This is a genomic window from Enterococcus sp. DIV0170 (assembly GCF_051710765.1).
Classification (GTDB): Bacteria; Bacillota; Bacilli; order Lactobacillales; family Enterococcaceae; genus Enterococcus_A; species Enterococcus_A raffinosus.
On sequence record NZ_JBIOLG010000001.1, the window covers coordinates 3,032,458 to 3,055,076 of the forward strand.

Here is a 22,619-nt window from a genome sequence, read left to right on the forward strand (position 1 = left end):
GACTATTTAGGAGGTTTTCTTAATGGAACAATTGAAACTAAACAACGGTCAGCTGATTCCTCAGCTAGGTCTAGGTGTTTTCAAGGTTCAAAATGCCGATGACTTGAAGCGTTCAGTAGCTGTGGCCTTGAAGGACGGCTACCGTCACTTTGACACGGCAACTATTTACCACAACGAAGCATGGCTTGGTGAAGCATTGGCTGAAAGTGATGTAAAACGTGAAGACCTATTTATTACGTCAAAAGTATGGAACAGCAATACGACCTATGATGAAACGATCGCCGCCTTCCACGAATCCTTGAAAAAGCTTCAAACAGAGTATTTGGATCTATATTTGATTCACTGGCCAAGTGAAGGCTATACTGAAAAATGGCGGGCAATGGAAAGCTTGTACAACGACGGCTTAATCAAATCCATCGGAGTATCAAACTTTGAAAAACCCCATATGGAAAAATTATTGGCAAGTGCTAAAGTTAAGCCAACCGTTGACCAAATTGAAACACACCCTTATTTCCAGCAAAAAGAGATGAATGATTACTTGAAGAGCTTGGATATCGCCCATGAAGCTTGGGGCCCTCTTGGACAAGGCAAGAGCAATGTTCTGGACGATCCGGCATTAGTGAAAATCGCTGAAGTCCACAACAAGTCAGTCGCGCAAGTGATCCTACGCTGGCACTTGCAACGAGAAATCATCGTGATTCCAAAATCTGTTCATGCAGAACGGATCGCGCAAAATATCGATGTCTTTGATTTCACCTTAACAGATGAAGAAATGACTCTCATCGCTTCTTTGGATAAAAACCAACGAGGTTCAGGAGATCCTAATGATGAAGAGTTTTTAAAGGGGACATTAAGTAGAAAATAATCCTTTAAGAGTTAAATCGCAGCCTTGCGTAGCAGGTTGCGATTTTTTGATATAAATACGCAAAAAAAAAGAGCATTCAAGGCTCTTTTAAAGTGGGAATATGTTCAGTGATTTTTTAACTCTAAGTGAGTGGCTGACAACTTTTTTAATGATTCGTAACTAAGCATTAGACTGGAAAATTAAAATTCATCTGCACGTGTTGGGCAATATTGATAAATTCTCTTGTGGATACTTCACCTAGTATCTCAATATTCCTGCCTCCACGTTCAGTAAAATCAAGCGTATACACTTGTTTTGCATTGACCATACTCCCTTTTTTCAAAGCATCATTGTCGATTTCAACAAAGTAAGGGCGTTTTTTATCCGTGCTAGTAATCGGACATACGATAATTAAGTTTGACGATAGACTGTATTCATCTCTGCTGATTACTACAGCCGGTCTTCGCTTCTTTATCTCGCTGCCCTTCGATGGATCAAAATCAATATAAATGATCGTTCCTTGCTTGATACTATTCATCGAGTTGCCTGCTTTCCACTTTAAAGTTACTAGCTAATTCATCTTCGGGATCAATAAATTCATTGGCTTTCGCTTGTGCAAAATAATCCTCCACTTTAGGGATCAATAAAATAGTACCGTCAGCTTCTTGAAAAATATAGTAGGTCTTCCCTGCTGGTACCTCAAATTTACTTGCTAAGGTTACCATCACAGCATTTCCTTGTTTGCGTGTTTTTACTGTATCCATAGTAATCACCTGCCTGCTTTTCTCTCGTTTATTATACCATGTAATCACAGTAATTACGATAATTACAGGGGTAACAACTATGCGACTTACCAGCTAAAAAATAAAGAATAATCTCACGTAATATGAAAATGGAGTTGCGACAAGACTTCTGCCACAACTCCACTCTTCCTTTTTAAAAGCCTCCGCTAATAACCACTTTCCCTAGCATATGTCCTGATTCGACATCCTTCGTGGCACGTTTTAAGTTATCGGCATTGATTCCTGTGTCATAGATTTTGCTGACGGTGGGAATCAATATTCCGTCATCGGCTAATTTTGCGATCGTCTTCAAGGCTTGTCCTTGGGATTCAAGGTCATAGCCATAGTCCGTCTTGGCGAACATGTACTCCCAATCAAATGAAACAGATTTGTTCTTCCATTCCGCAAGCTCTAAGGGTTCGTTGATTCCTACGATCGTTCCTACATGACCAAATGGATTGATCATTGTTTTGATCGTGTCGAGATATTTTGTAATATCGAATAAAACAGCAATGTAATCAAAGGTTTCTGTCCCGATTTCTCTAAGCTGTGCTTTAAGATCTTGATGATAGTCTAACGGATGATCGACACCGACCTTCGCCAACCAATCGAAGTTTTTAGGATTTGAGGTGGCGAATACTTCTAAGCCAGTCCATTTCGCTAATTGATTGAGTATGGACCCTACGCCGCCAGCACCGTTTATAACTAAGATGGATTTGCCTTTGGCGGAGTCCTTTTCTGGTACGATATTGAATTTGTCGAATAGCAATTCATAGGCAGTCAACGATGTTAGTGGCAATGCGGCCGCTTCTTCTGTAGAAAGCTTTTCAGGCGCAAGGGCAACGATTCGTTCGTCGACTATTTGATACTCTTGATTGCTTCCGCGGCGCGACGTGGTTCCTGCATAAAAGACTTGGTCTCCGACTTTAAAGTTTTCGACCTCATTTCCTACCGCTGCAACCTCGCCGACTGCATCAAAGCCTAAGACTCTAAGGGCATTGCTCTTACGGGCCGTTTGACGTAATTTCGTGTCTACTGGATTAACAGATACGGCTTCCACCTTAATCAGCAGATCTCTTCCAACTGCTTTGGGCATTTCTTCCAGCGTATCGATAAAACTATTGGGATCGTCGATTGGCAATCCTTCAAAAAAACCAACTGCATGGATCTTTTTTTCTTCAGACATACTCATTGACCTCCTAAGATTCGATACTATTGAATCACTTGATAGATATCTGATAAGCTTTGACGTTTTTTCTCTGGCTGCACTTGGTCTTTATAGCCAAAACCAACCATATAAGAAACACCAAATTCCGCTAGATCAACATAGCCCTTTTCAGACAAATAGTGTTCAACAGCATCTTTATTGAACCCTTCAATCGGACAGCTATCAATATCCAGATAGGCAGCGGTCGTCATCATATTCGCTAAAGCGATATACGTCTGCTTCGATGCCCAATCAAACAGCTCGCGTTCTGTGCTTAAATTAAAATCTTTTTTCTGGAAGTTGTCAAAGAAAATTGTCTGAGGAGAAGATTCGGAATACGGCACACCGAAAACGTCTTCCACCATGTGCTTCACGTGAGCACTGTCGCCTGTCAAATTCTTTCTAGCCAACACGATCAAGAAATGACTCGCTCCATTCAAGCTATTGCGTGCTCCCCAAGCGATGTCCTGCAAATCCTCTTTGACCTGCTGATTTTCCACTAACAAAAACTTCCAAGGCTCGTACCCAAAAGAGCTTGGTGATAGGCGCCCTGCTTCAAGAATCGTTGCCCAATCCTCATCAGCGATTTTCTTCGTTGGATCGAAGGCTTTTGTTGCAAAGCGGCGTTTGTGCGCATTCAAAATTTCATTTCTTTTATCCATTGGTCATTCTCCCTTATCTGTTTTTTTAGGAAATCAAAACTACTAATTGATTTGCAGATCTAGCATAAGCCTATCGTCTACATATGTAAATTAGGGAATTTTTTTATACCTCCTTCTCAATAACGAGGAAAGATGAAATGATAGACGCCAGTATCCGTCTGTGATAAAAAGAGACTAGTAAATTGGACGTCAGTCTCTCTTATAAGTAGGAGGATATTATTATGGAAAGAAAAATTTATAATTGTGAAACGGGCTGTCCCGTTGAATCCACGCTGCAATTAATCTCAGGCAGATGGAAAAGCGTCATATTGTATCATCTAATTTTTGAAGGCGAGCATCGCTATAGTGAGCTGCAACGGAAAATTCCGGGGATCACCCGAAGAATGCTTTCTCTGCAATTAAAGGATCTAGAGAATGACCAATTGATCAAGCGTCAGGTCCTTCAAGAAAAGCCGTTGATGGTCAGCTATCGAATCACAGATTATGGCTATTCACTGAAATCCGTTCTTAAGGTGCTGCATCAATGGGGCGATGACTATAACCAGCGGAACGAAGGAAAGCTGGAGGAAGAATGCTTGGCTTGTAAGTAATACGGCTTACTCTGGTAATTACATAAAACCAGCGGCATCGATGCTTGATCAATGCCGCTGGTTTTCCTTATATTTTTTTGACTGGTCGCACATATTTCCAGAAGCGTTCTGGATCATGGTAAAAGTAGATGACTCTACCAGGGGTCGTATCGTAGCGATAACCTGTCTCAGAGAAATCAAAGTGCGCCATCGCTTCTTCCACTTTTTCTTCCACACTGCGATTTTCCTGTTCGTAATCAAACGCTCCGTGTTCAAAAACTAGGTATTCCGCTTCTGGTACATCCATCAAAAGCATCTGCTCAGGTACCTCTTCTTGATACTCTGCCGGCAGACGTGCCCCGTAGCATTCTGATCGCAAGAAGCCCCAATCACATAAACGCCCCTCTGGATCACTGATATACGCCATCACTTGTCCACTGCTGCTGTCTGTTTTACTGCCGCCATTATCGTCTAATTTTCCTTTGATGCTGTCTAATAGACCGCTGATCGTGTCGCAGTCTTGCCCAGGAATCTGACTTTGCTTCTGCCAAAAATCCCAATAGCCGTTGCTTTGAGTATTTTTGATGTGTAAAAACTTGTGGTCCGGAATCGTGACAAAATACGTTTTGATCTCATTGGTTGATTTCACCATACCAATCTCTCCCAATCCTAAAAAGTAGCGGTCAAAAGGGCTGATCTTCGTTCGAAGTACTACTGGCTTCGGCTGTCTGCGATACTCGCTAGGTGCTACGCCATACAGTTGCTTAAAGGCACGAGTAAAGGCTTCGTGTGAAGAAAAGCCATAATCAAAAGCAATGTCCAAAAAGCTTTTCTCGTTGTCCCGGACTTCCTTTAAAGCAAAGGCTAATTTTCGCTGGCGTAAATACCCGCGAAAAGACATCCCAGAGATTTCTTTGAATTTTCGTGTCGTATAAAATTCCGAATACCCCATCATACGCGAAAGTCTTCGCAGCGTTAAGGCCTCGTCATTGTAATTCTCAATGCCGTGATCGATCTCATCCACGATCTGCTGAATCTGTCGCTGCCATTCGTACATCCTGTTCACCCCGTTTCGACTACCCTACATTTATTATAGGAAGCAGAGAACTCTGCCGCTTGATTTGACTTGCGATCTTTTTAATAAACGATTTTTACTTTATCATTCATGATCTGCTTCGTCCGTTCGATAAAGTAACCCCGTGACAAATCCTGTCCCTGATTGACATGGATCATGTGCTGATTCGCCAATTCGTCTGTGTAATCCTTTAGTGCATACGTTTTATAGGTTTGATAATTGTCGCCAATATAGGTGATCGTCGGCCAAAATTCGACCTGCTCAAAGGAGACATCCTTCTTCTTTTTATCATAGTCGATGGTCCAGCGCCCCATCCCGCCAAGCATTCGATCATTTTCCGCCTGAGAAGAAATAAAGTTACCTAAAGAATACATGACTAAGGTTTGATTGCCGGCTTCACCCGTCAAATAATCCATTGGCTGAATCACATGAGGATGACCGCCAACGATTACATCGACCCCGGCATCGCTTAAGAGCTGAGCGAGTTGTCTCTGTGTTTCATTCGGAACAAATTGATATTCTTCACCCCAATGCATACTGACAATCTGAACATCACTTTGTGTGTTTAATTCCTGCATATCTTTTTTTATCTGCTCTTCATCAATCAGATTGACCAGATATTCCTTGCCTTCCGGCAGCGGAATGCCGTTTAAGCCGAAGGTATAGGACATCAAGCCGACCTTGACACCTTTGATTTCCTTCACCTGCAGGCGCTTCGCTTCAGGAGATTTTTGCGATCCTGTCACCGTAATGTCTGGGTATCTCTCCAGGTACTCCAGCTGTTTAACGATTCCTTCTTCTCCTTTATCCATGGTGTGGTTGCTGGCTGCAGATAGCCAGTTGTAGCCAGCCTTATGCAGCGAATCCAACACCTGTGTTGGACCATTGAAGGTGGGATAACCAGATAATCCCAGTTCTTCTCCTCCGCAAATCGTCTCCAGATTGATGTAGGCTATATCTCGATCCTTATTCAAATATTGCGTGGGTTCATACATTTCATCAAATCGATACGTGCCATCCGGCTGTCTCAAATGGTCATAAATGAAATCATGAATCAAATTATCGCCCACCGCTGAAAAATTCAGCTGTACTTGTGCCTCTTCCTTTGCCTTGGTTGACTCGGCAGTTCTCTCTGAAGCTGCCCCCTTTGCGTTTTTGTCTGCCTCTTTCCCGCCACAGCCGCTAAGCAGAAAAAGCAGAACAACGACGCTCCACCTTAAAAACTTCTTCACAATCTTCCCCCTTTTCGATTGCTCTACAACAGACAATTGACTTTGACGACGTTCCCAAAATCTTCTATATAAACTATCTTACGTCACTTCAAGAAAGAAGGAAATAGTTCGTTGTTCCGCCATCCCTCAGCTAATCGAATGGAAAGTGATCCTATTTACCGTCAGACTTACTATACTAGCGTTTTGCTGAATGATGATTGCTAGTTTCCCAAAAGAACGATCTTTTTTTCCTTTTTTGAATAGAAGTAGCCGGAAAGAGATTGATAATCATTTTCATTTAGCATAAGATAAATGAGTAAGCTCTTTCTAACTCATTATGGAGGTCATACATGTGAAAAAAATCATTTATTTTTCTCTTGGTGCGATTACCTTTGCACTAGGAACCTTGGGTATTTTTCTTCCCTTCTTACCGACTACGGTCTTTTATTTACTGACAGCCTTCTTTTGGCTGCGTAGTTCAGATAAATATTACAACAAATTTATCCATTCTTCCTTTTATAAGCGAGCGGTGGAGGAACCCATCGTTAAAAAGAAGATCACCAACGCTGGGATGGTGAAGATGTTCTTGATGATCCTTGTCGTCTTTCTGATTCCCGGTCTTTTAGTGGATAACACACCGATGCGGATTTGCCTAGTCGTCGTCTACATTGCCCACGTAATTGGCCTGACCTGGTACCTACGTGGAAAAAAAGAAGCGGTAAAGGCGGGCGAACCAAATGATTGATCGCCGCTTATTTGCGATTGCCAAAAAGAAGACGCTGATCCTGCAGGTACTCATCCGCTGCATGGGTCTGGGGCTTTCTTTGTACATCTGGCGGACATTGGCGCTCTTATTGAGTCAGGTGCTGCAAGGTCGCTCTTTTAACCTAATCCAGCCTTTTGGGTTGATTCTGCTAGCATTAGCTGGGAAATTGGTCCTGATCCGCTTGTCCGCGAATCTGACGGATCAGGCTTCCGCAGAATTGCGGGTCGCTCTACGAACAAAAGTAATGGAAAAAGCCTTCCGCTTAGGAAATACTTCCCATCAATTACCGGCGACAACTTTAGCCCAGCTTTCTGGAGATGGCATCGAACAGCTTGAGATGTATTACGCGCATTTTTTGCCGCAGCTCTTTTATTGCCTATTGGCCTCTTTGATGCTGTTTGCTTATTTGGTTTCACTCGCTTGGCAGCCGGCTGTCGCTATGCTGATTTGTGTCCCCTTCATTCCTCTTACCATCATGGCAGTGATGAAGATCGCCAAGCGGATCTTGAGCAAATACTGGGATGACTATACAAATCTTGGCACTCGCTTCCACGAAAGCCTGAGTGCCCTCAGTGTCTTGAAGGCTTATGACCAAGACGATGCTAAGCAACGGGAATTAGCAACAGACGCGCAAAAATTCCGCAAGGCAACCATGAGCCTATTGTCGATGCAATTAAACTCGATTACCATCATGGATATTTTTTCCTACAGCGGTGCGGCTTTAGGAATTGGGCTGGCTCTGATCGCCTTTCAACAACAGTACTTGACCGTTTATGGCGTGTTGCTCTTTATCTTAGTCGGCGCGGAATTTTTCTTGCCCATGCGGCAGTTGGGTTCTCTTTTCCATGTGGCCATGAATGGGATCAGCTCCTGCGGGAAAATTTTCGATTATCTCGCCTTGCCGGAAAAAAACGATGGCACCATCAAAAAGTGGACAGAACCTTTGGATACAGTCACTGTGAAGCAGCTAGCCTTCACTTATGAAAAGCAGCAAAGTCAGGCGATTAATGACGTCACTATGACTTTGAAAAAAGGAACCTTTACGGCCTTCGTAGGAAAATCCGGCTCTGGAAAAAGTACCTTCGCTCAGCTGCTGCTGAATCAATTAGATGACTATCAAGGGCGGATTCACTGGAACCAGACCGAGCTGAAGGACCTGAATCGCTCGACAGTTTTAGAGAAGGCGATGCTGGTCAATACGAAGGATTTCCTTTACGCTGACAGCATTCGGGAAAACCTGTTGCTGGCTAAGTCCTCACTAACTGATACTGAACTATGGCAATTGCTAGAGCAAGTGAAGCTGGCGGATTTTGTCAGACAGCTACCTGAACAATTAGACACAGTCTTAGAGGAAAACGGAAAGAATCTATCTGGCGGTCAACGCCAGCGGCTGATTCTAGCCCGAGCCTTAGCAACTTCGGCTGAGCTGTATATTTTTGATGAGATTACCTCTGGGGTGGATATCGAGAGTGAAGAAATTATTCTTCACACCCTCAAAAAACTGGCACAGCAGGCAATCGTGATCTTTGTTTCCCATCGTTTGTACAACGTCTTAGAGGCAGACCGTGTTTATGTCTTCAAAGAGGGGACGGTCGTTGAAGCCGGCACACCGCAAGAGTTGGAACAAACTTCCGACTACTTTAAGGCCTATTTTATTGAAGAAACTCGTCAAATGAAGGGAGTGACAGAAAATGAAGGATAGTGTTTTGATTCGCTGGCTGCTTTCCTTCACGAAGCCCTTCAAAGGGAAAATGACCCTAGCGATCCTATTAGGCATCCTCAGCAATTTGGCTGTCGTCGCGATTCCTGTCATCAGTACCCTCACTCTGCTTCGTTTAATCGCTGGTGACGCGGTGAACCTGGCGCTGATTTTAGCTCTTTTGATTGGCTGCGGAGTGGTTCGAGGGATCACTCGTTACTTGGAGCAATATCAGAACCATGACATTGCTTTTTCTTTATTGGCTCATATTCGGGAGGAAATCTTCCTCGCTTTGAGAAGGATCGGACCTGCTCGCTTAACAGGAAAAAATAGCGGGGAATTGATTACCTCCATCTCTACGGATGTCGAGGCACTAGAGGTCTTTTTCGCCCATACGATCTCCCCTGTTTTTATTGCTTTAGGAACAACGCTGGTAACCTTCGTTTTTCTCGCTAGCTTTGATTTTGCTTTGGCCTGCATCCTATTGGCTGGACAGCTTCTAATCGGTGGAATCATCCCTTTTATCAGCTATCGCAAAAACCTTCAAATCGGGGATGACTACAAAAAAGCCTTTGTCCAAGTCAGTCAAACCATTATGGAAAACGCCAATAGTCTCAAAGACATCGCGCAGTTTCATTTGGAGAAAAAGCGATTAGACAAACTGACGATGGACAGCAATAAACTGAATCAGGAAAATCGCCGTCGTATCTTCCAAGGAAATTCGTTACAGCTGTTCAGCGAACTTGTCGTTATCGGAACCACACTATGTGTCTTTTTCTACGGTAATAGTCGGGGACTCGCAATAGAAACGATCGTCCTTTCAGTGGTACTGAGTCTAAGCTCCTTTGGTCCGGTTTTGGCATTGGGCAATCTCGGCAATGCCTTGTTAACAACCTTCTCGAGTGGTCGGCGCTTGTATCAGCTCGTCCACGAAGAACCTTATGTAACCTTCGAAGGAAACAGCCCAGCGGTCGAATCCGTCGACACATTGGCAGCAACTAGCCTTTCCTTTCACTATCCAAATACTGAGAAGAAGGTACTGGGGGACATTTCCTTTGAGCTGCAGCAAGGACATAGCATCGGGATCAGTGGTGAAAGCGGCAGCGGAAAAAGTACACTACTAAAGCTTTTGATGCGCTATTGGGACCCTGACAAAGGAACTATAACGATCAACGACCTGCCCCTCTCCTCTCTCAAGGAGGATACCCTTCATCATTTAGAAGGCGTCATGGAGCAATCGACCTTTTTATTTGAGGACACGATCGCCAACAATATTTCTCTGAAACGTGGCAGTGTTTCTCAAGAAAACATTGAAGAAGCGGCAAAAGCAGCCGCGATCCATGACTGGATTCTTTCACTCCCAGAAGGCTACGAGACACAGCTTAGCAAGCTATCCCGCGGAATCTCCGATGGGGAACGGCAGCGAATTGGCTTAGCTCGCCTGCTCGTTTATGACGCGCCGCTGGTCTTGCTGGACGAGCCAACCAGCAACCTTGATTACGTCAATGAACAGGCCATTCTCGCCGCCTTCAAAGAAAAATTGCAGGACAAGACGATGGTTCTCGTTTCTCACCGCAGCAGCACCTTAAAGATCGCGGAGAAACAGCTGCACCTGGAAAAAGGACAATTCAAATAGAAAAAGCAAACGCCTAACCGCTAGTACTATAGCGAAACGTTAGGCGTTTTTTTGTTTAATAATCCGCGATAGCACAAGAGGCTCTTCAAGCAGAAGACACTTCCTTTGGCGTTTTTACTTATTTGTCGTAGAATTCTGTTGAAGAAAAAAGAGGTGCAATTTAAATGGAAGAAAAAGTTCATGAACGGCTGGAATTCGGAATGGCCTTAGCGGCAACCGCAGGTGGACTGGATGCTTATACATACTTAGTTCATGGGGAAGTGTTCGCTGGACTTCAAACGGGGAATTTTATTTTGCTGGGCGTTCACTTAGGACAAGGTCACTGGGGGGCGCTGCCTCATTATTTGATCCCTATCCTGGCCTTTGCGCTTGGTGCACTGGCGGCACGCTATCTGCAAACCAAAATCAGCAAGAATCAGCAACTGTGGTTTTTAGCTTTTGAAATCATTTTACTGCTAATTGTCGGACTATTTTCCGCTCATTTGCCAAACTTACTTGCGAATGCCTTGCTTTCCATCACAGCAGCGGCTCAGCTGCAGGAATTTCAACGGTTGAAAGGAAAACCTTTTACGTCTCTAATGATGACAGGAAACCTGCGAAACCTTTCGACCAACTTCTTTGAAGGCTACATTCAACAGGATTCTGCAAAAAGAATGGCCTTTCGCGATACCTTAATCATTTTGCTCAGCTTCATGCTGGGAGCTTTGTTAAACGGCCTATTGGTCACTTATTTTAATGTCCACACCATCTTGTTTAGCCTCATTTTTTTAGCATTTGCCGCCTTTTTACTAATGAAGGACAAACGTGCCTTTCGCTAAATAAACTTACAGGCAAGAAGAGCCATTCTTCTTGCCTTTTCTTATGCTGCTATTCCATTTAGACAATAGAGTACGCTCACTTCTAAACAAATTTTAAATTTAATACGCCCAGCCATAGTGTATTCATTTTAAATAACAAGATCGAATGCTATACTAAGTGAGATTTCATTAAATTAATTTTATATTTATTATAATCAAATTATTTATAACTATATCAAGGAGGTTTATTATGAAAAAGAAAGTTTTTCTCGTTTTCGGTACCCGACCAGAAGCCATCAAAATGGCCCCTTTGGCAAAGACATTAGCCGCAGACGACCGCTTTGACGCCAAAATAATCGTGACTGGCCAGCATCGGGAAATGCTTGATCAAGTGCTCCATTCCTTTTCCCTCGTCCCTGATTATGATTTGAACATTATGCATCAAGGGCAAACACTAAGTGAGATTACCAGTCGAGTATTAGAAAAGCTTGCACCTATTCTAATCAATGATCGGCCAGACATTTTATTGGTTCATGGCGATACCACGACGACCTTTTCTGCAGCCTTAAGTGCTTTTTACCAGCAAATTCCGATTGGACATGTGGAAGCGGGCTTGCGAACCTGGGACAAGTATTCACCTTTTCCAGAAGAGATGAACCGGCAATTAACCGATGACCTGACGGACTTATACTTTGCGCCAACAAAAAAAAGCAAAGAGAATCTGCTAATGGAAAATCATTCTGAGGAACATATTTATATTACTGGCAATACCGCGATCGATGCCATGAGCAGTACCCTTGATGAACGCTACCAAATTCCAGCAGAGGTTTCAAAGGATCAAGAGCGAATCGTCTTAGTCACCATGCATCGCCGCGAAAATCTCGGTGAACCTATGAAGGCTGTTTTTGAAGCCATTCGCAGGGTTGCTGAGGAGTATACCCACACACAGTTTATTTTTCCGATGCACAAAAATCCAGCGGTTCGAAAATCCGCGAACGAAACGTTAGGTCATTTACCAAATGTTTCATTGATCGAGCCTTTAGACGTGATTGATTTTCATAATTACGCGAAGCAAAGCTATTTGATCCTGACAGACTCTGGCGGTGTACAGGAGGAAGCCCCATCCTTAGGTGTTCCCGTACTGGTACTACGCGACCAAACAGAACGACCGGAAGGCGTAGCTGCTGGAACACTGCGACTCGTTGGAACGGATAGCCAGACTGTCTACACGACCATCAAGGAACTCTTTGACGATCCAACTGCCTATGAAAAGATGGCTAAAGCCAGTAACCCCTACGGTGACGGTAAAGCCAGCGAGCGAATTACTGAAGCGATCGCTCATTACTTTCAATTAGCTGATCGTCCAAGAGATTTCAGTCAATAAGGAGAGCAACCTATGAAATATTTACGCCGAATTCGAATTGAATGGATGACGATTCTTTTAGCCGCCGTCTTCCTGATTCAAAACCTGATCTTAGATGATCGATTAAGCTTTGTTCCTGTAGTCACCATCTCCCTGCTGGCCTTTTTGGGTCTGCTTGTTGGTTTTTTAGGCAATACCATCACGGTAGCAGTTTTTTCAATGCTGGTTATGTCTACTGGAACGTTTTTACTTTATTACACCCCGATTATTATGCCGAGGCTAGAAAAGATCTATTTGATTGTGGTGATTCCCATCTTCGCTGGTTTAGGACTTATCGCTAAAAATAGTGTTTTGTTTAATCGAAGAGCGAATACCTTTCACCCCCGTATGCGGGAATACTTAACCACCCTGGATGAAACGACCGGGTTATTCAACCGAGAGGAATTTGAACGACGCTATGAGAAATTTAAATGTGCCATGAATTTGTATAGTCATAACGGTCGTGGACTTATTGTCTCCTTCTATACAGTAGATTATATTGAACAGCTGAAATATCAGAATGATGAAGCTACTGATCAACTATTAAAGGCTTTGGCGCAAGAATTGAGTGATATCCGATTGCCAGAGGAAGACCAGTATTATCTAGGAAACGGCACTTTTGCCGTCTTATCGCCAATTTACTTAAATGGCGCGAGTCATAAGTTTGTTCAACAGCTGAATCGCGTCACGAAAACGCAATTTTCTCTCTTTCCCTTTAAGAATCTTGAGCATTCTCAAGATACGGTCATTCGTTTCGGCGAGATAATGATTGAGGGATCGACTGAAATGACGGCAGAACAAGTAATCAGCCGCGTACGTCGTCGATCGGAAGCCGATCTGACAAATGAATATATTTTATAAGGAGGGATACTCATGGATCAACTGCTCAGTTATTTCTTTGAAGCAAGCAAGGTTGTCACAGGAATATTTTTTATCGCTGCCATCGTATTATTCCTCTGTCTATTGATTATTAAAGATCGAATCTGGTGTTACTTTAGGAGGCGCGATTATTGATGAGTACCTTTCTATTAATCTTCGGGATCGTCTCTATTTGGTTTTCACTGATTATTACGCTCGTTATTGTATTTGGTGCGGTTTATTTCTTGCTAACGAATATAAAACCGCCGAAAAATCGCTTGGAGCCATTATCCTCCTATCCCCTCATCACGATTGTTGTGCCGGCCCATAATGAGGAGATCGTGATTCAGGATACAGTCAAGGCGATTCTAAGCATGAACTACCCACGAGAAAAGATGGAAATTCTCGTTTTTGCCGATAATTGCGACGATGAAACCTATGAACGCGTTCATACCATTTTTCAGCAACCAGAGTATGAGGGCTACTATTTAACAAAGGTGATCGATCGCAGAGGAACCGGTGGGAAAGCTGGGGTCTTAAATGATTCACTCAAAATCGCCCATGGAGATTACTTGTGCGTATATGACGCTGACGCCATGCCCGAACAAAATGCCTTGTATTTTTTAGTGGAAAGAGCTTTGGAAAACCCCGAACGTTATGCGGCGGTCTTTGGAAGAAACAAAACACGAAATTACAAGCGTAATTTTTTAACCCGCTGTATCAATTTGGAGATCGTAACCAGTCAACGAATTATTCATACTGGAATGTGGCAGCTGTTCAAGATTGGTCAGATTCCCGGCACAAATTTTATTATTCAAACTGACCTGATTCGCGAATTGGGTGGCTGGGACAACGGTGCCTTGACTGAAGATACCGCCTTGAGCTTCAAAATCATGAAGGGTGGAAAATTAATTGCGCTAGCTTCACGAGCAGAAGCCTTTCAACAGGAGCCTGAGACCTTGTCTGTGTACTATCGTCAAAGAAAGCGGTGGGCGAAAGGAAATTATGAGGTCATTGTCAATAATATGAAGGATATCTTTGGTTCTTCCAATTGGCGTATTCGATTACAGAGTATTTATTACTTCAATACGTTTTTCTGGTTTACCAGTGCGATCCTCTTATCAAATATCATGTTTGTCGCGAATCTGATCGCAATGTTTCTCCATCTTTGGTTTCCATCTATTGATGTTCTCTTTTCTTTTGGCGGAAGCAATCGACAGATCGGCGCTCTGCTACTGGTCAATTGGGCTTTGATGTTCTCTATTTATTTGCTTCAAGTTCAATTGGCGTTATCCAGCCAATTCGGTCAGGCAACCACCGCGAATTTCTTTTATGCCATTGCGTCCTACTTTACCTATTCTTTATTGTTTATAGGTATTTCGTTCATCGCCCTCTTTTCTTATATTGGCGATAAATTGTTTCGAAGAGACAGCAGTAAGTGGTATAAAACACAACGTTTTGACGATTAGGAGGCAACATCATGCGCAGACGTCCTGCAATCATGTGGTCACTGCTCGTTTTGCTCTTCTTAGGGTATGTAGCGGCAGTGATCATTAATATAAAAGATAATCAGACTAAAGTAGAAAAAACAACCTATCAACAATGGCGCTCCACCTATGTCAAAGAGAGCGACGAGGGAAATTACGTTGAAACGAGCCTAAAAGGAAAAGAAAGTATCTCGCTATCTGAAGGTCATGGCTACGGTATGTTGATCACGATGCAGGCGGCCAAACGCGGCTGGGCATCAGAAAACGAGTTTTATGATTTTTACCGCTACTATAAAAATTTCCGACTCAGCAAAGACAAGCCATTAATGAGCTGGCGGCAAAAATTTGATGAAGATACCGAGGTCAAAAAGGAAACGACCAATGCAACAGATGGGGATCTAGATATTGCCTATGCCTTAATTGAAGCAAGTAAAAAATGGCCCGATAGCCATACAGACTACAAAGGGGCCGCCAAAAAACTCTTGTCCGCAATAAAGACAAGAAACTATAATTCGGACACCAAACTCTTAACCGTTGGAGATTGGGCGAAAAAGGATTCTGATTTTTATGCCCTCGTTCGTCCATCGGATATCATTCCCAGCTATTTCGATACTTTCGCAGCGTTCACCGGTGACTCTTTTTGGAAAACACTGAAAACTAACTCTATGAAGGTGTTGGAATCCCTTAGCAACCAGCACAAAACCGGCTTGATCCCTGATTTTGCTTGGGTAAAAGATGGGACTGTCACCCCAGCGAAGAAGGAGCAAGTTGCTGGTGTGAATGACGGCAATTACGGAGCAAATGCCTGTCGGCTGCCATGGCGATTAGCGAGTTCTAATGACAAAGCTGCCAATCAAGTGCTAAGTAAGATGATGAACTTCTTTTTAGAAGAATCTACGATCACTGAAGGCTATACGCTTGCTGGAAAACCTTTGTCATCAAACAAGTCTGAGAACTTCTCTGCGCCTATTCTATATGCCGCAAAGAAAAAGGAAGCTTACGGAAACTTAGTAGATTCACAGTCTTGGGTGATTCAGAATGGTTTATCTGAAGATGACTACTACGGCGACACATTAACGACCTTAGTAACCTTGCAAATGAATCAAAAATGAAAAAGGGAGTGACAAAAATCTTGTCACTCCCTTTTTACTAGGAAATAGTGTTCCAGAAGCAACTTCTGTCATATCCCTTTCTCTTATCGAAAAATATCAAATTCATTCAACAGGTTCTTCAAATTTTGTACGTCCCATGGCAATAGCTCAGCGATCGTCAAGCCCACGACTTCACTCTGTTCCGCGATTGCCTGCATCGTTTCCTTTACTTCCTGCAACGACATCTTACCAGCTGCCGCTCCAAACTCCGTGACGCCAGGTTCTGCAAAGTACAAGGAACGAAACTCATTCGGATCTAACACATCTAAGTCAAAGTGAACAGCAACCTTAGTAAACTGATGCCCACTTAACCAGCTCTTAATCTCTTCTGGTGTGAGCCTCACTTGATCTTGAACCCTGTAGTCTATTCCCAATCGTTCCAGAATGTTTTTCTCATCAGCTGTTGGTTCTTGAAGCCCAACATATAGCACATCTTGTGGAGCAAACGGATGCTGGACTTTTGAGGCAAGCGCCGGATCGCCGTCCTTTAGCAGATTACCTAAAACCATCGCATGCTCATTGTAGAAGATATCTGGTGTGGAAATATCCGGATGAGCATCCATCCAAATGATTCCTAACTCCTCACCGTATTGCCCATGCAAATAATCAAAAGGCGCCTGCGAGACTAAGCAATCGCCCCCCATCGTGATGATTTTGTCAGGAGCTTCTTCTTGGATCAGTGTGCTTGTTTTATCCACGATGTCAGCGACAATACTTTGCGCGATCACACCGTTTTCCTTCACTAAAGGAACTTCATACTCAGGAACAGGCACTAAAATTTCTTCTTGCTCCAAATTTTTAGGAATGATAAACGAAAGCAGATCAGCGCCCAGTGAGTAGGTTGGATTGTTGCCGCCTTGCCATTGAGGTACTTTTAACCGAAGTGTTTTAATCAAGGGTCCCTCTCCTTCACTCGTTTGTTTACTACTTCTTTCATCATACCTGTAATCAGCAAGCTGTTGCAAATTTGACCTCTCGTATGCCGTTAGTTTGCGCCGTATTGGCCAATCAAATATCCGTATTGCAGCAGGTGACCATCCATCGCTTCCAGAAGTTCCTTTTTATTGGCTGAAGCGGGCAACTCTAAGGAAGTATCCAAAACGAAGACATTGTATTTATAGCGGTGGGAGCCAAAGGGAGGCTTGGGTCCACGATACCGATGTTTTCCATAGCCTATTCCTTGGACCGCGTTTGTTAACTCTGCGACTTTCTTCCCTGCTGGGATGCCTGACGGAATTTTTTCCTGAACGGGAATATTCCAGATCAGCCAATGATTATAGACGCCCACAAGCGGATGATCCACATCATCCATGATGACTGCTAGCGTCTCGGCATTCTTATCCACTCCTGTTAAACACAGCTCCGGCGACAGATCCTTCCCATTACCGGTATAATCTACGGGAATCTCACCATCGTTCGCAAATGCTGGACTTGTAATGTTCAACTTCGGAATCCCTTCAATCACGATATCTTTTTGGCGTTTGACGGCTAAAGCAATTCCAATAAATAGGACGACTCCACCAAATATCCCAAGAATCATTTTGCTAGCCCTCCTCATCAGTTTTCCTCTCTCAGCGTCCGACGAATGCGGCTCAATGAAACAGGGGTAACACCGATATAAGAAGCAATATACCCATGATTTACTCGTTGATCAATATCCGGGATCTCTGCTTTTAATTTTATATAACGCTCTGTCGCACTTTCTGAAAGCAAAGCGGCTTCTCGAATCAGTTTGATTCTTAACGTTTCCTCCAGAATACCGATATAAACTTGAGTCAGCAAAGGTTCTTTTTTCATCAGAGCCTGAACTCGCTCGTAATCAAAACAAACCATTTTACAGGACTCCAGCGCCTCAAAATTACACATGACCTGACCACTAAAAACAACATGCTGTGTACTAAAGACCTGACCGCTCTCTAAAAACTGGTGGGTCAGATCATTTCCCTGATAATCCAAATAATACTTGCGGATTAATCCATCAATCAATAAATACAATTTGTTTTCATCGTCCCCCGCCGCAACGATTAACTCATTTGCCGCGAATTCGACAAGTTCCCCAAGAGCAGCCAATTGAGAAAGAACGTCGTCTTTGATAGTTATCTTAGTATAACGAGTCGCTAATTGCTCCACTGCTTGTCTAATTTCTGTCATCGTCGGCTCCTTCCAAGTTTTTATTTATTGTACCGAAGGATGAAAGCCTTGTCATTAACATAGGATAAGACAAAAGTGGAAGCATTTGACGAAGCTGAAAGAAGCCTTGAAACCTAATTCAATGTTGCTTTAGGATATTATCGAAAAATCATTTTTATCTAGCAGTGATACCAACATATCTCCTAACTGATAGCCTCTTCCCCACATTGTTTTTAATTCATTTTCATCAAAACCGACATGGACCATTTTTTCACGAATACAGCTGACCAAAAAAGAAAGCTGACAGACATTGGACGTATTCATCCCCGTTCCCCAAATTTCTTCGCAAAGTTTTTCTCTGGACAATTGCGCGCCCTTTGCCTGAGATAGATAATACAAAACCTTTCTCTCATTTTTTGTCAGTCTGGAAATGAATTTTTTGTAGGACTTGCTTGTGTCGTTTTTCATCTCGCCGATTTGTTCCTTCATTTCAGCAATTTTCTCAATGAATTCTTCCATGGGCGTTTGATCTGTTACCCAGCCATCAATGTGTGGAAGCATCCACTCCAAGTCAGTGTCCTTTAGCTGCTCGCTATTTCCCTTTCGTAACAGCAATAAATCTTTTTGCTTCAAGGTGTCTAAATGCTTGGAAAGCTCCAAACTAGAAATCGTGTCACTCACAATCGCGATAGAAAAGTAGCCCACCACCTCTGGATAAAAATCAACCTGTTCTAATAGGCTTGAGCTGCAAAAAACCTCATCATTGATTTTTTGAAGCGCAAGCTGCAGTGCTTGCTCCGCCAGAGGATTTTTCGTGATAATCAATATTTTTGCCATAGTACATCCCGCCTTCTTTTTTGTTCTATTCTGAATACAACGCACTCAGATTCGTAATCAATAAAACCAATATCCTATCAACAACATCACCAATATTCTCCTCAAAGCTCATCGCAAACCACTTTTCCACGATAGAAATTACACCGTTTGTAATAAATAACGAATAATACTCAATTCTAGCCCCTTCTACGGATTGATAGAAACGTTGAGGAAGCGCCTGAACAAAATGATCATGATAATTCTTTTGCAGGATTTTGATAAAATCTAGCTTTTCATGATCCATGCCATAAAAGGCCAGTACTAATTTCTTATTGCAATAAAAATAGTCGAGAATTTTATATGTATAGGGATACAGTGCTTGGTATGCATCTTTTTTCTTGCTGATGTTCATTCGTTCCAATAGACCTTGATCCCCTTTTAACAGCTCATTAAAGGTCTCCAAAAACTGATCCAATAATTCATTCAGCAGCGCGTCCTTATTTTTGAAATAGTTGTAAAAGGTAACCCTGCTAACATAGGAGTTTTCAACAATCTCATTGACAGTGATTTCTTCATATTTCGCTACGGTCAATAGCTCTAAAAAGGCATCAAAAATACTCTTTTTTACAAGATTTTTGTTCAAAGTATTGTTTTCTCCTTTCTCCATTTGGCTCAGCATTCAAATCAAGTTACAATCGCATTAGGGGGTGTAGCTATGTTCGATGAAAAACGCAATTTGATTGAACAAGCTTTTCTTGATTTGTTGTGTTCAAATACTTTTAAAAGCATCAGAGTCAACGACATTGCAGCAAAAGCTGGTGTCAGTCGTGTAACCTTTTATAAAAAATTTCAAAATAAAGAAGATTTGTTAGACAGTATTGTTGAAGAATTTTTAGCCGAATTAACCGTTGTTTTCCAATCAAATGCAAATTTTTATGATAAAACAGGCATTCCCAACGCAGAGCGTATCCGTTCAAATCTAGTTATTCGGATTGAAAATGTGATCCACTTTTTTTGGGAAAATCGTGAAAAAATAAAAATTCTCACTTCACAAAACAGCGAAATCGACTTGTTGAAACATATAAGAACGCTCTTCAATAAATATTTCAAAGGAAATCTTCCATTAATCTTCTCCGTTAACTTTGATCCCTATACGCTGAATCAGTATCTAGATTATTTGTCAAAGGGCAGCTATCTGATTATTGGCACATGGATTCGCAAAAATTTTGAGGAGAGTCCTGAGGAGATTACAGAAATATTAGTCAACACCTCATTGCCAATCTTTCTTGAGCTTTATCAGAAAAAAGGTCTTGACCACTAAGGCGTTTCTTCTGTGATAAACCTATCGCTTTGTATATTCAACACTATTTTTTATAAATACCACGCCATCATATTCGAATCATGTTTAAAAACCAAATTTCTTGCTCATTTAGAACAGTAGATTTAAAAATAAGATTCGATTTTTTAAAAATGACCACAATAATATTTACTTGTTGCAAATTTAGATAAGTTATCTTTATATTTATTAGAACTCTTTAATAAATTAACATCTTGAAACTATTTTTAGGTTTACAAAAATGGTCTTCGTGTTAATATATCCCTTCAACTAAATAAAATAACAATAGTTATTTATTTTCTTGAAATTTATTTTTGTGTGGGAATACTTCTTCCACACAAAACTTACTTTTTCGTGCCTATGGCACTTTAAAGTACGTACTATACATCTTCCTATCCTCCTCATATACTGGTGTTCTGAAACTTATAGGAGGGACTCATATGATACATTCATTGAAGGAAAACGTGCGATTAAACAACGGAACAGAAATTCCAGGATTGGGACTAGGCGTCTTTCAAATTCCTGACGAAGATACTGCTGAGGTCGTAAAAAAAGGGATTATCACCGGCTATCGCTTGATTGATACCGCTCAAATTTATGGAAATGAAACGGGGACTGGGCTTGGGATCAAAGAAGGCTTAGCCGCAACAGGACTAAGCCGAGAAGAGCTATTCGTTACCTCAAAGGTGTGGAATAATCATCTAACCTATGAAGAAACCATAAATGCCTTTGAGGAGAGCCTTGACCGTTTGGCATTGGATTATTTAGATCTGTACCTGATCCATTGGCCGGGCAATAATGCATTCAAAGAATCTTGGCAAGCAATGGAAGACCTGTATGAAGCAGGGAAAATTAAAGCCATCGGTGTCAGCAACTTCGAGATTCATCATTTAGAGGACCTGTTGTCCTATGCGAAAGTCGTTCCTGTCATTAACCAAGTGGAGCTCCATCCAAAATTATCTCAGCAAGCTTTGCGAGATTTTTGCGAAAAACACAACATCAACATTCAGGCGTGGTCGCCTTTAATGCAAGGAAAATTATTAACAGAGCCTGCCATTGTGGAAATCGCTGAAAAGCATCAAAAAACACCTGCTCAGGTCATTCTGCGTTGGGATATCCAACAAGATATTTTACTCGTTGTAAAATCGGTTCATGAACAACGAATGCAAAGCAATGCGGCTGTTTTTGATTTTGAATTAGACGATGCGGATATGTCTCGTTTGAATGAACTGAATGAATCACTGCGCAGTGGTCCTGATCCTGAGGCTTTCAATTTTTAATAGTTAGGAAGGGATTTGTAGAGAATTCACCTTTCGATCACTATCGCCAGCGATAGCCCCTCACGAATTTGAGGGGCTATTTTTGTACCTGTTCTATTCATTTACTATAGAAAATTTGGAGGATAGGATGGCAAAAAAACGCACCTTCCGTTATCCTTTTATTAGAAAGAAACAGCAACGGAGGGAGATCATGTGGCATAACTTTGAAGGTGAATATCTAAAAGAAGGCAATCGACACTTTTTAAAAATTCCATTTAATGTTTGGGAAATTTGTGGGCAAAAGGGCAATCTTCCTGTTGCTGCCACAGTTGAAAATATCCCTTTCGAATGCAAACTGATTCCTAAAGGTGAGGGAAAATACTATCTTCCTGTAGCAAAAAAAATAATAGCAAAGCTTCCAAAAAAAGCACGCTATCAGGGAAGCTTTAAAGTAATCGATCAGCTAACACGTATCAATCATAACAGTCCCTATTCCCAGCCCATTCGAAAAGTCGATACGATCGAATTAGTCAAGCAGCCTGAGGAGGGATTATGCGGTCAGGCTTGTATGGCGATGCTGACTCGTTTACCAATATATGACATTATTACTATTATGGATGCAAAAAAATGGCAAGCTTCTTTAAGTAAGGTCATCGAAACGCTAGACTATTTTAAATTTACCCACGCTGAAAAAATGATTTATAAAAAAGAAGCCTTCAACCAACTGCCAAACTTATGTCTGCTAAATGTAAAATCACCTAGTCAAAACGCTCAATACAGCCATCTATTAATCTATTTCAATGGCAAGTACTACGATCCTGCTTCTGGCATCCACACACATTATGATTCTAAACAGATAATCAGCTATTTAGAACTCTTCAATGTGTGAAGCTATTTTTGAAGATAAGCTAAATAAGCGATTAAGGCAGATC

The 22,619-nt window shown here is 42.1% G+C and carries 25 protein-coding genes; 14 read left to right on the forward strand and 11 right to left on the reverse strand.

Annotated elements, in window-relative coordinates:
- Positions 1-22: 22 nt before the first annotated feature.
- Positions 23-865, forward strand: coding sequence for an aldo/keto reductase (locus IGI50_RS14655; protein ID WP_438777447.1), 843 nt, complete (start codon positions 23-25; stop codon positions 863-865).
- 166 nt (positions 866-1,031) lie between these two features.
- Here the strand turns inward: IGI50_RS14655 and IGI50_RS14660 are convergent, their stop codons facing one another.
- The 4 genes from IGI50_RS14660 to IGI50_RS14675 all read right to left on the reverse strand — a co-directional run bounded on the left by IGI50_RS14660 (position 1,032) and on the right by IGI50_RS14675 (position 3,495).
- Complete coding sequence (locus IGI50_RS14660; RefSeq protein ID WP_222226073.1) at positions 1,032-1,382, reverse strand: type II toxin-antitoxin system PemK/MazF family toxin; 351 nt, start codon at positions 1,380-1,382, stop codon at positions 1,032-1,034.
- Entirely contained in the window at positions 1,375-1,608 is a 234-nt protein-coding gene (gene mazE, locus IGI50_RS14665; protein WP_010745170.1) for a type II toxin-antitoxin system PemI/MazE family antitoxin, read from the reverse strand. Before mazE ends, IGI50_RS14660 begins: the two co-directional genes overlap by 8 nt.
- Before the next feature lie 172 nt (positions 1,609-1,780).
- Positions 1,781-2,812 carry a zinc-binding alcohol dehydrogenase family protein gene (locus IGI50_RS14670; RefSeq protein ID WP_438777448.1) on the reverse strand — a complete coding sequence of 344 codons (1,032 nt, stop codon included), beginning with the start codon at positions 2,810-2,812 and terminating at the stop codon, positions 1,781-1,783.
- A 26-nt stretch (positions 2,813-2,838) separates the two neighbouring features.
- Entirely contained in the window at positions 2,839-3,495 is a 657-nt protein-coding gene (locus IGI50_RS14675; RefSeq protein ID WP_010745168.1) for an NAD(P)H-dependent oxidoreductase, read from the reverse strand.
- 221 nt (positions 3,496-3,716) lie between these two features.
- Here IGI50_RS14675 and IGI50_RS14680 point away from each other — a divergent pair, with 221 nt between their 5' ends.
- Entirely contained in the window at positions 3,717-4,085 is a 369-nt protein-coding gene (locus IGI50_RS14680) for a winged helix-turn-helix transcriptional regulator (protein ID WP_438777449.1), read from the forward strand.
- Positions 4,086-4,152: 67 nt separating this feature from the next.
- Here IGI50_RS14680 and IGI50_RS14685 read toward each other — a convergent pair whose 3' ends face one another.
- Both IGI50_RS14685 and IGI50_RS14690 read right to left on the reverse strand, forming a co-directional pair.
- Positions 4,153-5,121: a helix-turn-helix transcriptional regulator gene (locus IGI50_RS14685; protein WP_438777450.1), complete on the reverse strand. Its 969-nt coding sequence runs from the start codon at positions 5,119-5,121 to the stop codon at positions 4,153-4,155.
- Positions 5,122-5,201: 80 nt separating this feature from the next.
- Positions 5,202-6,371, reverse strand: coding sequence for a CapA family protein (locus IGI50_RS14690; RefSeq protein ID WP_438777451.1), 1,170 nt, complete (start codon positions 6,369-6,371; stop codon positions 5,202-5,204).
- A 331-nt stretch (positions 6,372-6,702) separates the two neighbouring features.
- On the opposite strand from IGI50_RS14690, the gene IGI50_RS14695 reads away from it, so the two are divergent.
- The 9 genes from IGI50_RS14695 to IGI50_RS14735 all read left to right on the forward strand — a co-directional run bounded on the left by IGI50_RS14695 (position 6,703) and on the right by IGI50_RS14735 (position 16,107).
- On the forward strand, positions 6,703-7,095 hold the full coding sequence (locus IGI50_RS14695; RefSeq protein ID WP_438777452.1) for a YbaN family protein: 393 nt from the start codon (positions 6,703-6,705) through the stop codon (positions 7,093-7,095).
- A complete protein-coding gene (locus IGI50_RS14700; protein ID WP_438777453.1) occupies positions 7,088-8,818 on the forward strand; it encodes an ABC transporter ATP-binding protein/permease in 1,731 nt (576 codons plus the stop codon). Before IGI50_RS14695 ends, IGI50_RS14700 begins: the two co-directional genes overlap by 8 nt.
- A complete protein-coding gene (locus IGI50_RS14705; RefSeq protein ID WP_438777454.1) occupies positions 8,808-10,451 on the forward strand; it encodes an amino acid ABC transporter ATP-binding/permease protein in 1,644 nt (547 codons plus the stop codon). The genes IGI50_RS14700 and IGI50_RS14705 overlap by 11 nt, the downstream gene beginning before the upstream one ends.
- 164 nt (positions 10,452-10,615) lie before the next feature.
- Entirely contained in the window at positions 10,616-11,269 is a 654-nt protein-coding gene (locus IGI50_RS14710; RefSeq protein WP_438777455.1) for a YoaK family protein, read from the forward strand.
- A gap of 229 nt (positions 11,270-11,498) precedes the next feature.
- Complete coding sequence (wecB, locus tag IGI50_RS14715) at positions 11,499-12,632, forward strand: non-hydrolyzing UDP-N-acetylglucosamine 2-epimerase (protein ID WP_438777456.1); 1,134 nt, start codon at positions 11,499-11,501, stop codon at positions 12,630-12,632.
- A gap of 12 nt (positions 12,633-12,644) precedes the next feature.
- Positions 12,645-13,511: a GGDEF domain-containing protein gene (locus IGI50_RS14720; RefSeq protein WP_438777457.1), complete on the forward strand. Its 867-nt coding sequence runs from the start codon at positions 12,645-12,647 to the stop codon at positions 13,509-13,511.
- Positions 13,512-13,523: 12 nt separating this feature from the next.
- The gene (locus IGI50_RS14725) at positions 13,524-13,664 is read left to right on the forward strand and encodes a hypothetical protein (RefSeq protein WP_010745153.1); all 141 of its coding nucleotides are present in this window, start codon (positions 13,524-13,526) and stop codon (positions 13,662-13,664) included.
- Positions 13,661-14,977, forward strand: a complete 1,317-nt coding sequence (locus tag IGI50_RS14730) for a glycosyltransferase family 2 protein (RefSeq protein ID WP_438777458.1) — start codon at positions 13,661-13,663, stop codon at positions 14,975-14,977. Before IGI50_RS14725 ends, IGI50_RS14730 begins: the two co-directional genes overlap by 4 nt.
- Before the next feature lie 11 nt (positions 14,978-14,988).
- Positions 14,989-16,107 (forward strand): glycosyl hydrolase family 8, encoded by a 1,119-nt coding sequence (locus IGI50_RS14735; RefSeq protein ID WP_438777459.1) that lies wholly within the window; start codon positions 14,989-14,991, stop codon positions 16,105-16,107.
- Positions 16,108-16,190: 83 nt separating this feature from the next.
- On the opposite strand, the gene IGI50_RS14740 is transcribed toward IGI50_RS14735, so the two are convergent.
- The 5 genes from IGI50_RS14740 to IGI50_RS14760 form a co-directional block, all read right to left on the reverse strand.
- Entirely contained in the window at positions 16,191-17,042 is an 852-nt protein-coding gene (locus tag IGI50_RS14740; protein WP_438777460.1) for an arginase family protein, read from the reverse strand.
- An 89-nt stretch (positions 17,043-17,131) separates the two neighbouring features.
- On the reverse strand, positions 17,132-17,686 hold the full coding sequence (locus IGI50_RS14745; protein ID WP_438777461.1) for a YbhB/YbcL family Raf kinase inhibitor-like protein: 555 nt from the start codon (positions 17,684-17,686) through the stop codon (positions 17,132-17,134).
- Between the two features lie 17 nt (positions 17,687-17,703).
- Positions 17,704-18,297: a Crp/Fnr family transcriptional regulator gene (locus tag IGI50_RS14750; protein WP_438777462.1), complete on the reverse strand. Its 594-nt coding sequence runs from the start codon at positions 18,295-18,297 to the stop codon at positions 17,704-17,706.
- A 129-nt stretch (positions 18,298-18,426) separates the two neighbouring features.
- On the reverse strand, positions 18,427-19,113 hold the full coding sequence (locus IGI50_RS14755; protein WP_438777463.1) for a winged helix-turn-helix domain-containing protein: 687 nt from the start codon (positions 19,111-19,113) through the stop codon (positions 18,427-18,429).
- 25 nt (positions 19,114-19,138) lie between these two features.
- A complete protein-coding gene (locus tag IGI50_RS14760; RefSeq protein ID WP_438777464.1) occupies positions 19,139-19,759 on the reverse strand; it encodes a TetR/AcrR family transcriptional regulator in 621 nt (206 codons plus the stop codon).
- A 48-nt stretch (positions 19,760-19,807) separates the two neighbouring features.
- Between IGI50_RS14760 and IGI50_RS14765 the strand changes: the two genes are divergently transcribed.
- From IGI50_RS14765 to IGI50_RS14775, 3 genes are all read left to right on the forward strand, one after another.
- On the forward strand, positions 19,808-20,413 hold the full coding sequence (locus tag IGI50_RS14765; RefSeq protein ID WP_438777465.1) for a TetR/AcrR family transcriptional regulator: 606 nt from the start codon (positions 19,808-19,810) through the stop codon (positions 20,411-20,413).
- A 455-nt stretch (positions 20,414-20,868) separates the two neighbouring features.
- On the forward strand, positions 20,869-21,708 hold the full coding sequence (locus IGI50_RS14770) for an aldo/keto reductase (RefSeq protein WP_438777466.1): 840 nt from the start codon (positions 20,869-20,871) through the stop codon (positions 21,706-21,708).
- A 127-nt stretch (positions 21,709-21,835) separates the two neighbouring features.
- Positions 21,836-22,576, forward strand: coding sequence for a DUF1905 domain-containing protein (locus tag IGI50_RS14775; RefSeq protein ID WP_438777467.1), 741 nt, complete (start codon positions 21,836-21,838; stop codon positions 22,574-22,576).
- Positions 22,577-22,619: the final 43 nt, after the last annotated feature.

Bases quoted from the DNA above. Each gene is read 5' to 3' on its own strand.
- IGI50_RS14655 (WP_438777447.1), top strand. From the start codon at position 23: ATGGAACAATTGAAACTAAACAACGGTCAGCTGATTCCTCAGCTAGGT.
- IGI50_RS14660 (WP_222226073.1), bottom strand. From the start codon at position 1,382: ATGAATAGTATCAAGCAAGGAACGATCATTTATATTGATTTTGATCCA.
- mazE (WP_010745170.1), bottom strand. From the start codon at position 1,608: ATGGATACAGTAAAAACACGCAAACAAGGAAATGCTGTGATGGTAACC.
- IGI50_RS14670 (WP_438777448.1), bottom strand. From the start codon at position 2,812: ATGTCTGAAGAAAAAAAGATCCATGCAGTTGGTTTTTTTGAAGGATTG.
- IGI50_RS14675 (WP_010745168.1), bottom strand. From the start codon at position 3,495: ATGGATAAAAGAAATGAAATTTTGAATGCGCACAAACGCCGCTTTGCA.
- IGI50_RS14680 (WP_438777449.1), top strand. From the start codon at position 3,717: ATGGAAAGAAAAATTTATAATTGTGAAACGGGCTGTCCCGTTGAATCC.
- IGI50_RS14685 (WP_438777450.1), bottom strand. From the start codon at position 5,121: ATGTACGAATGGCAGCGACAGATTCAGCAGATCGTGGATGAGATCGAT.
- IGI50_RS14700 (WP_438777453.1), top strand. From the start codon at position 7,088: ATGATTGATCGCCGCTTATTTGCGATTGCCAAAAAGAAGACGCTGATC.
- IGI50_RS14705 (WP_438777454.1), top strand. From the start codon at position 8,808: ATGAAGGATAGTGTTTTGATTCGCTGGCTGCTTTCCTTCACGAAGCCC.
- IGI50_RS14710 (WP_438777455.1), top strand. From the start codon at position 10,616: ATGGAAGAAAAAGTTCATGAACGGCTGGAATTCGGAATGGCCTTAGCG.
- wecB (WP_438777456.1), top strand. From the start codon at position 11,499: ATGAAAAAGAAAGTTTTTCTCGTTTTCGGTACCCGACCAGAAGCCATC.
- IGI50_RS14720 (WP_438777457.1), top strand. From the start codon at position 12,645: ATGAAATATTTACGCCGAATTCGAATTGAATGGATGACGATTCTTTTA.
- IGI50_RS14725 (WP_010745153.1), top strand. From the start codon at position 13,524: ATGGATCAACTGCTCAGTTATTTCTTTGAAGCAAGCAAGGTTGTCACA.
- IGI50_RS14735 (WP_438777459.1), top strand. From the start codon at position 14,989: ATGCGCAGACGTCCTGCAATCATGTGGTCACTGCTCGTTTTGCTCTTC.
- IGI50_RS14745 (WP_438777461.1), bottom strand. From the start codon at position 17,686: ATGATTCTTGGGATATTTGGTGGAGTCGTCCTATTTATTGGAATTGCT.
- IGI50_RS14750 (WP_438777462.1), bottom strand. From the start codon at position 18,297: ATGACAGAAATTAGACAAGCAGTGGAGCAATTAGCGACTCGTTATACT.
- IGI50_RS14755 (WP_438777463.1), bottom strand. From the start codon at position 19,113: ATGGCAAAAATATTGATTATCACGAAAAATCCTCTGGCGGAGCAAGCA.
- IGI50_RS14760 (WP_438777464.1), bottom strand. From the start codon at position 19,759: ATGGAGAAAGGAGAAAACAATACTTTGAACAAAAATCTTGTAAAAAAG.
- IGI50_RS14765 (WP_438777465.1), top strand. From the start codon at position 19,808: ATGTTCGATGAAAAACGCAATTTGATTGAACAAGCTTTTCTTGATTTG.
- IGI50_RS14770 (WP_438777466.1), top strand. From the start codon at position 20,869: ATGATACATTCATTGAAGGAAAACGTGCGATTAAACAACGGAACAGAA.
- IGI50_RS14775 (WP_438777467.1), top strand. From the start codon at position 21,836: ATGGCAAAAAAACGCACCTTCCGTTATCCTTTTATTAGAAAGAAACAG.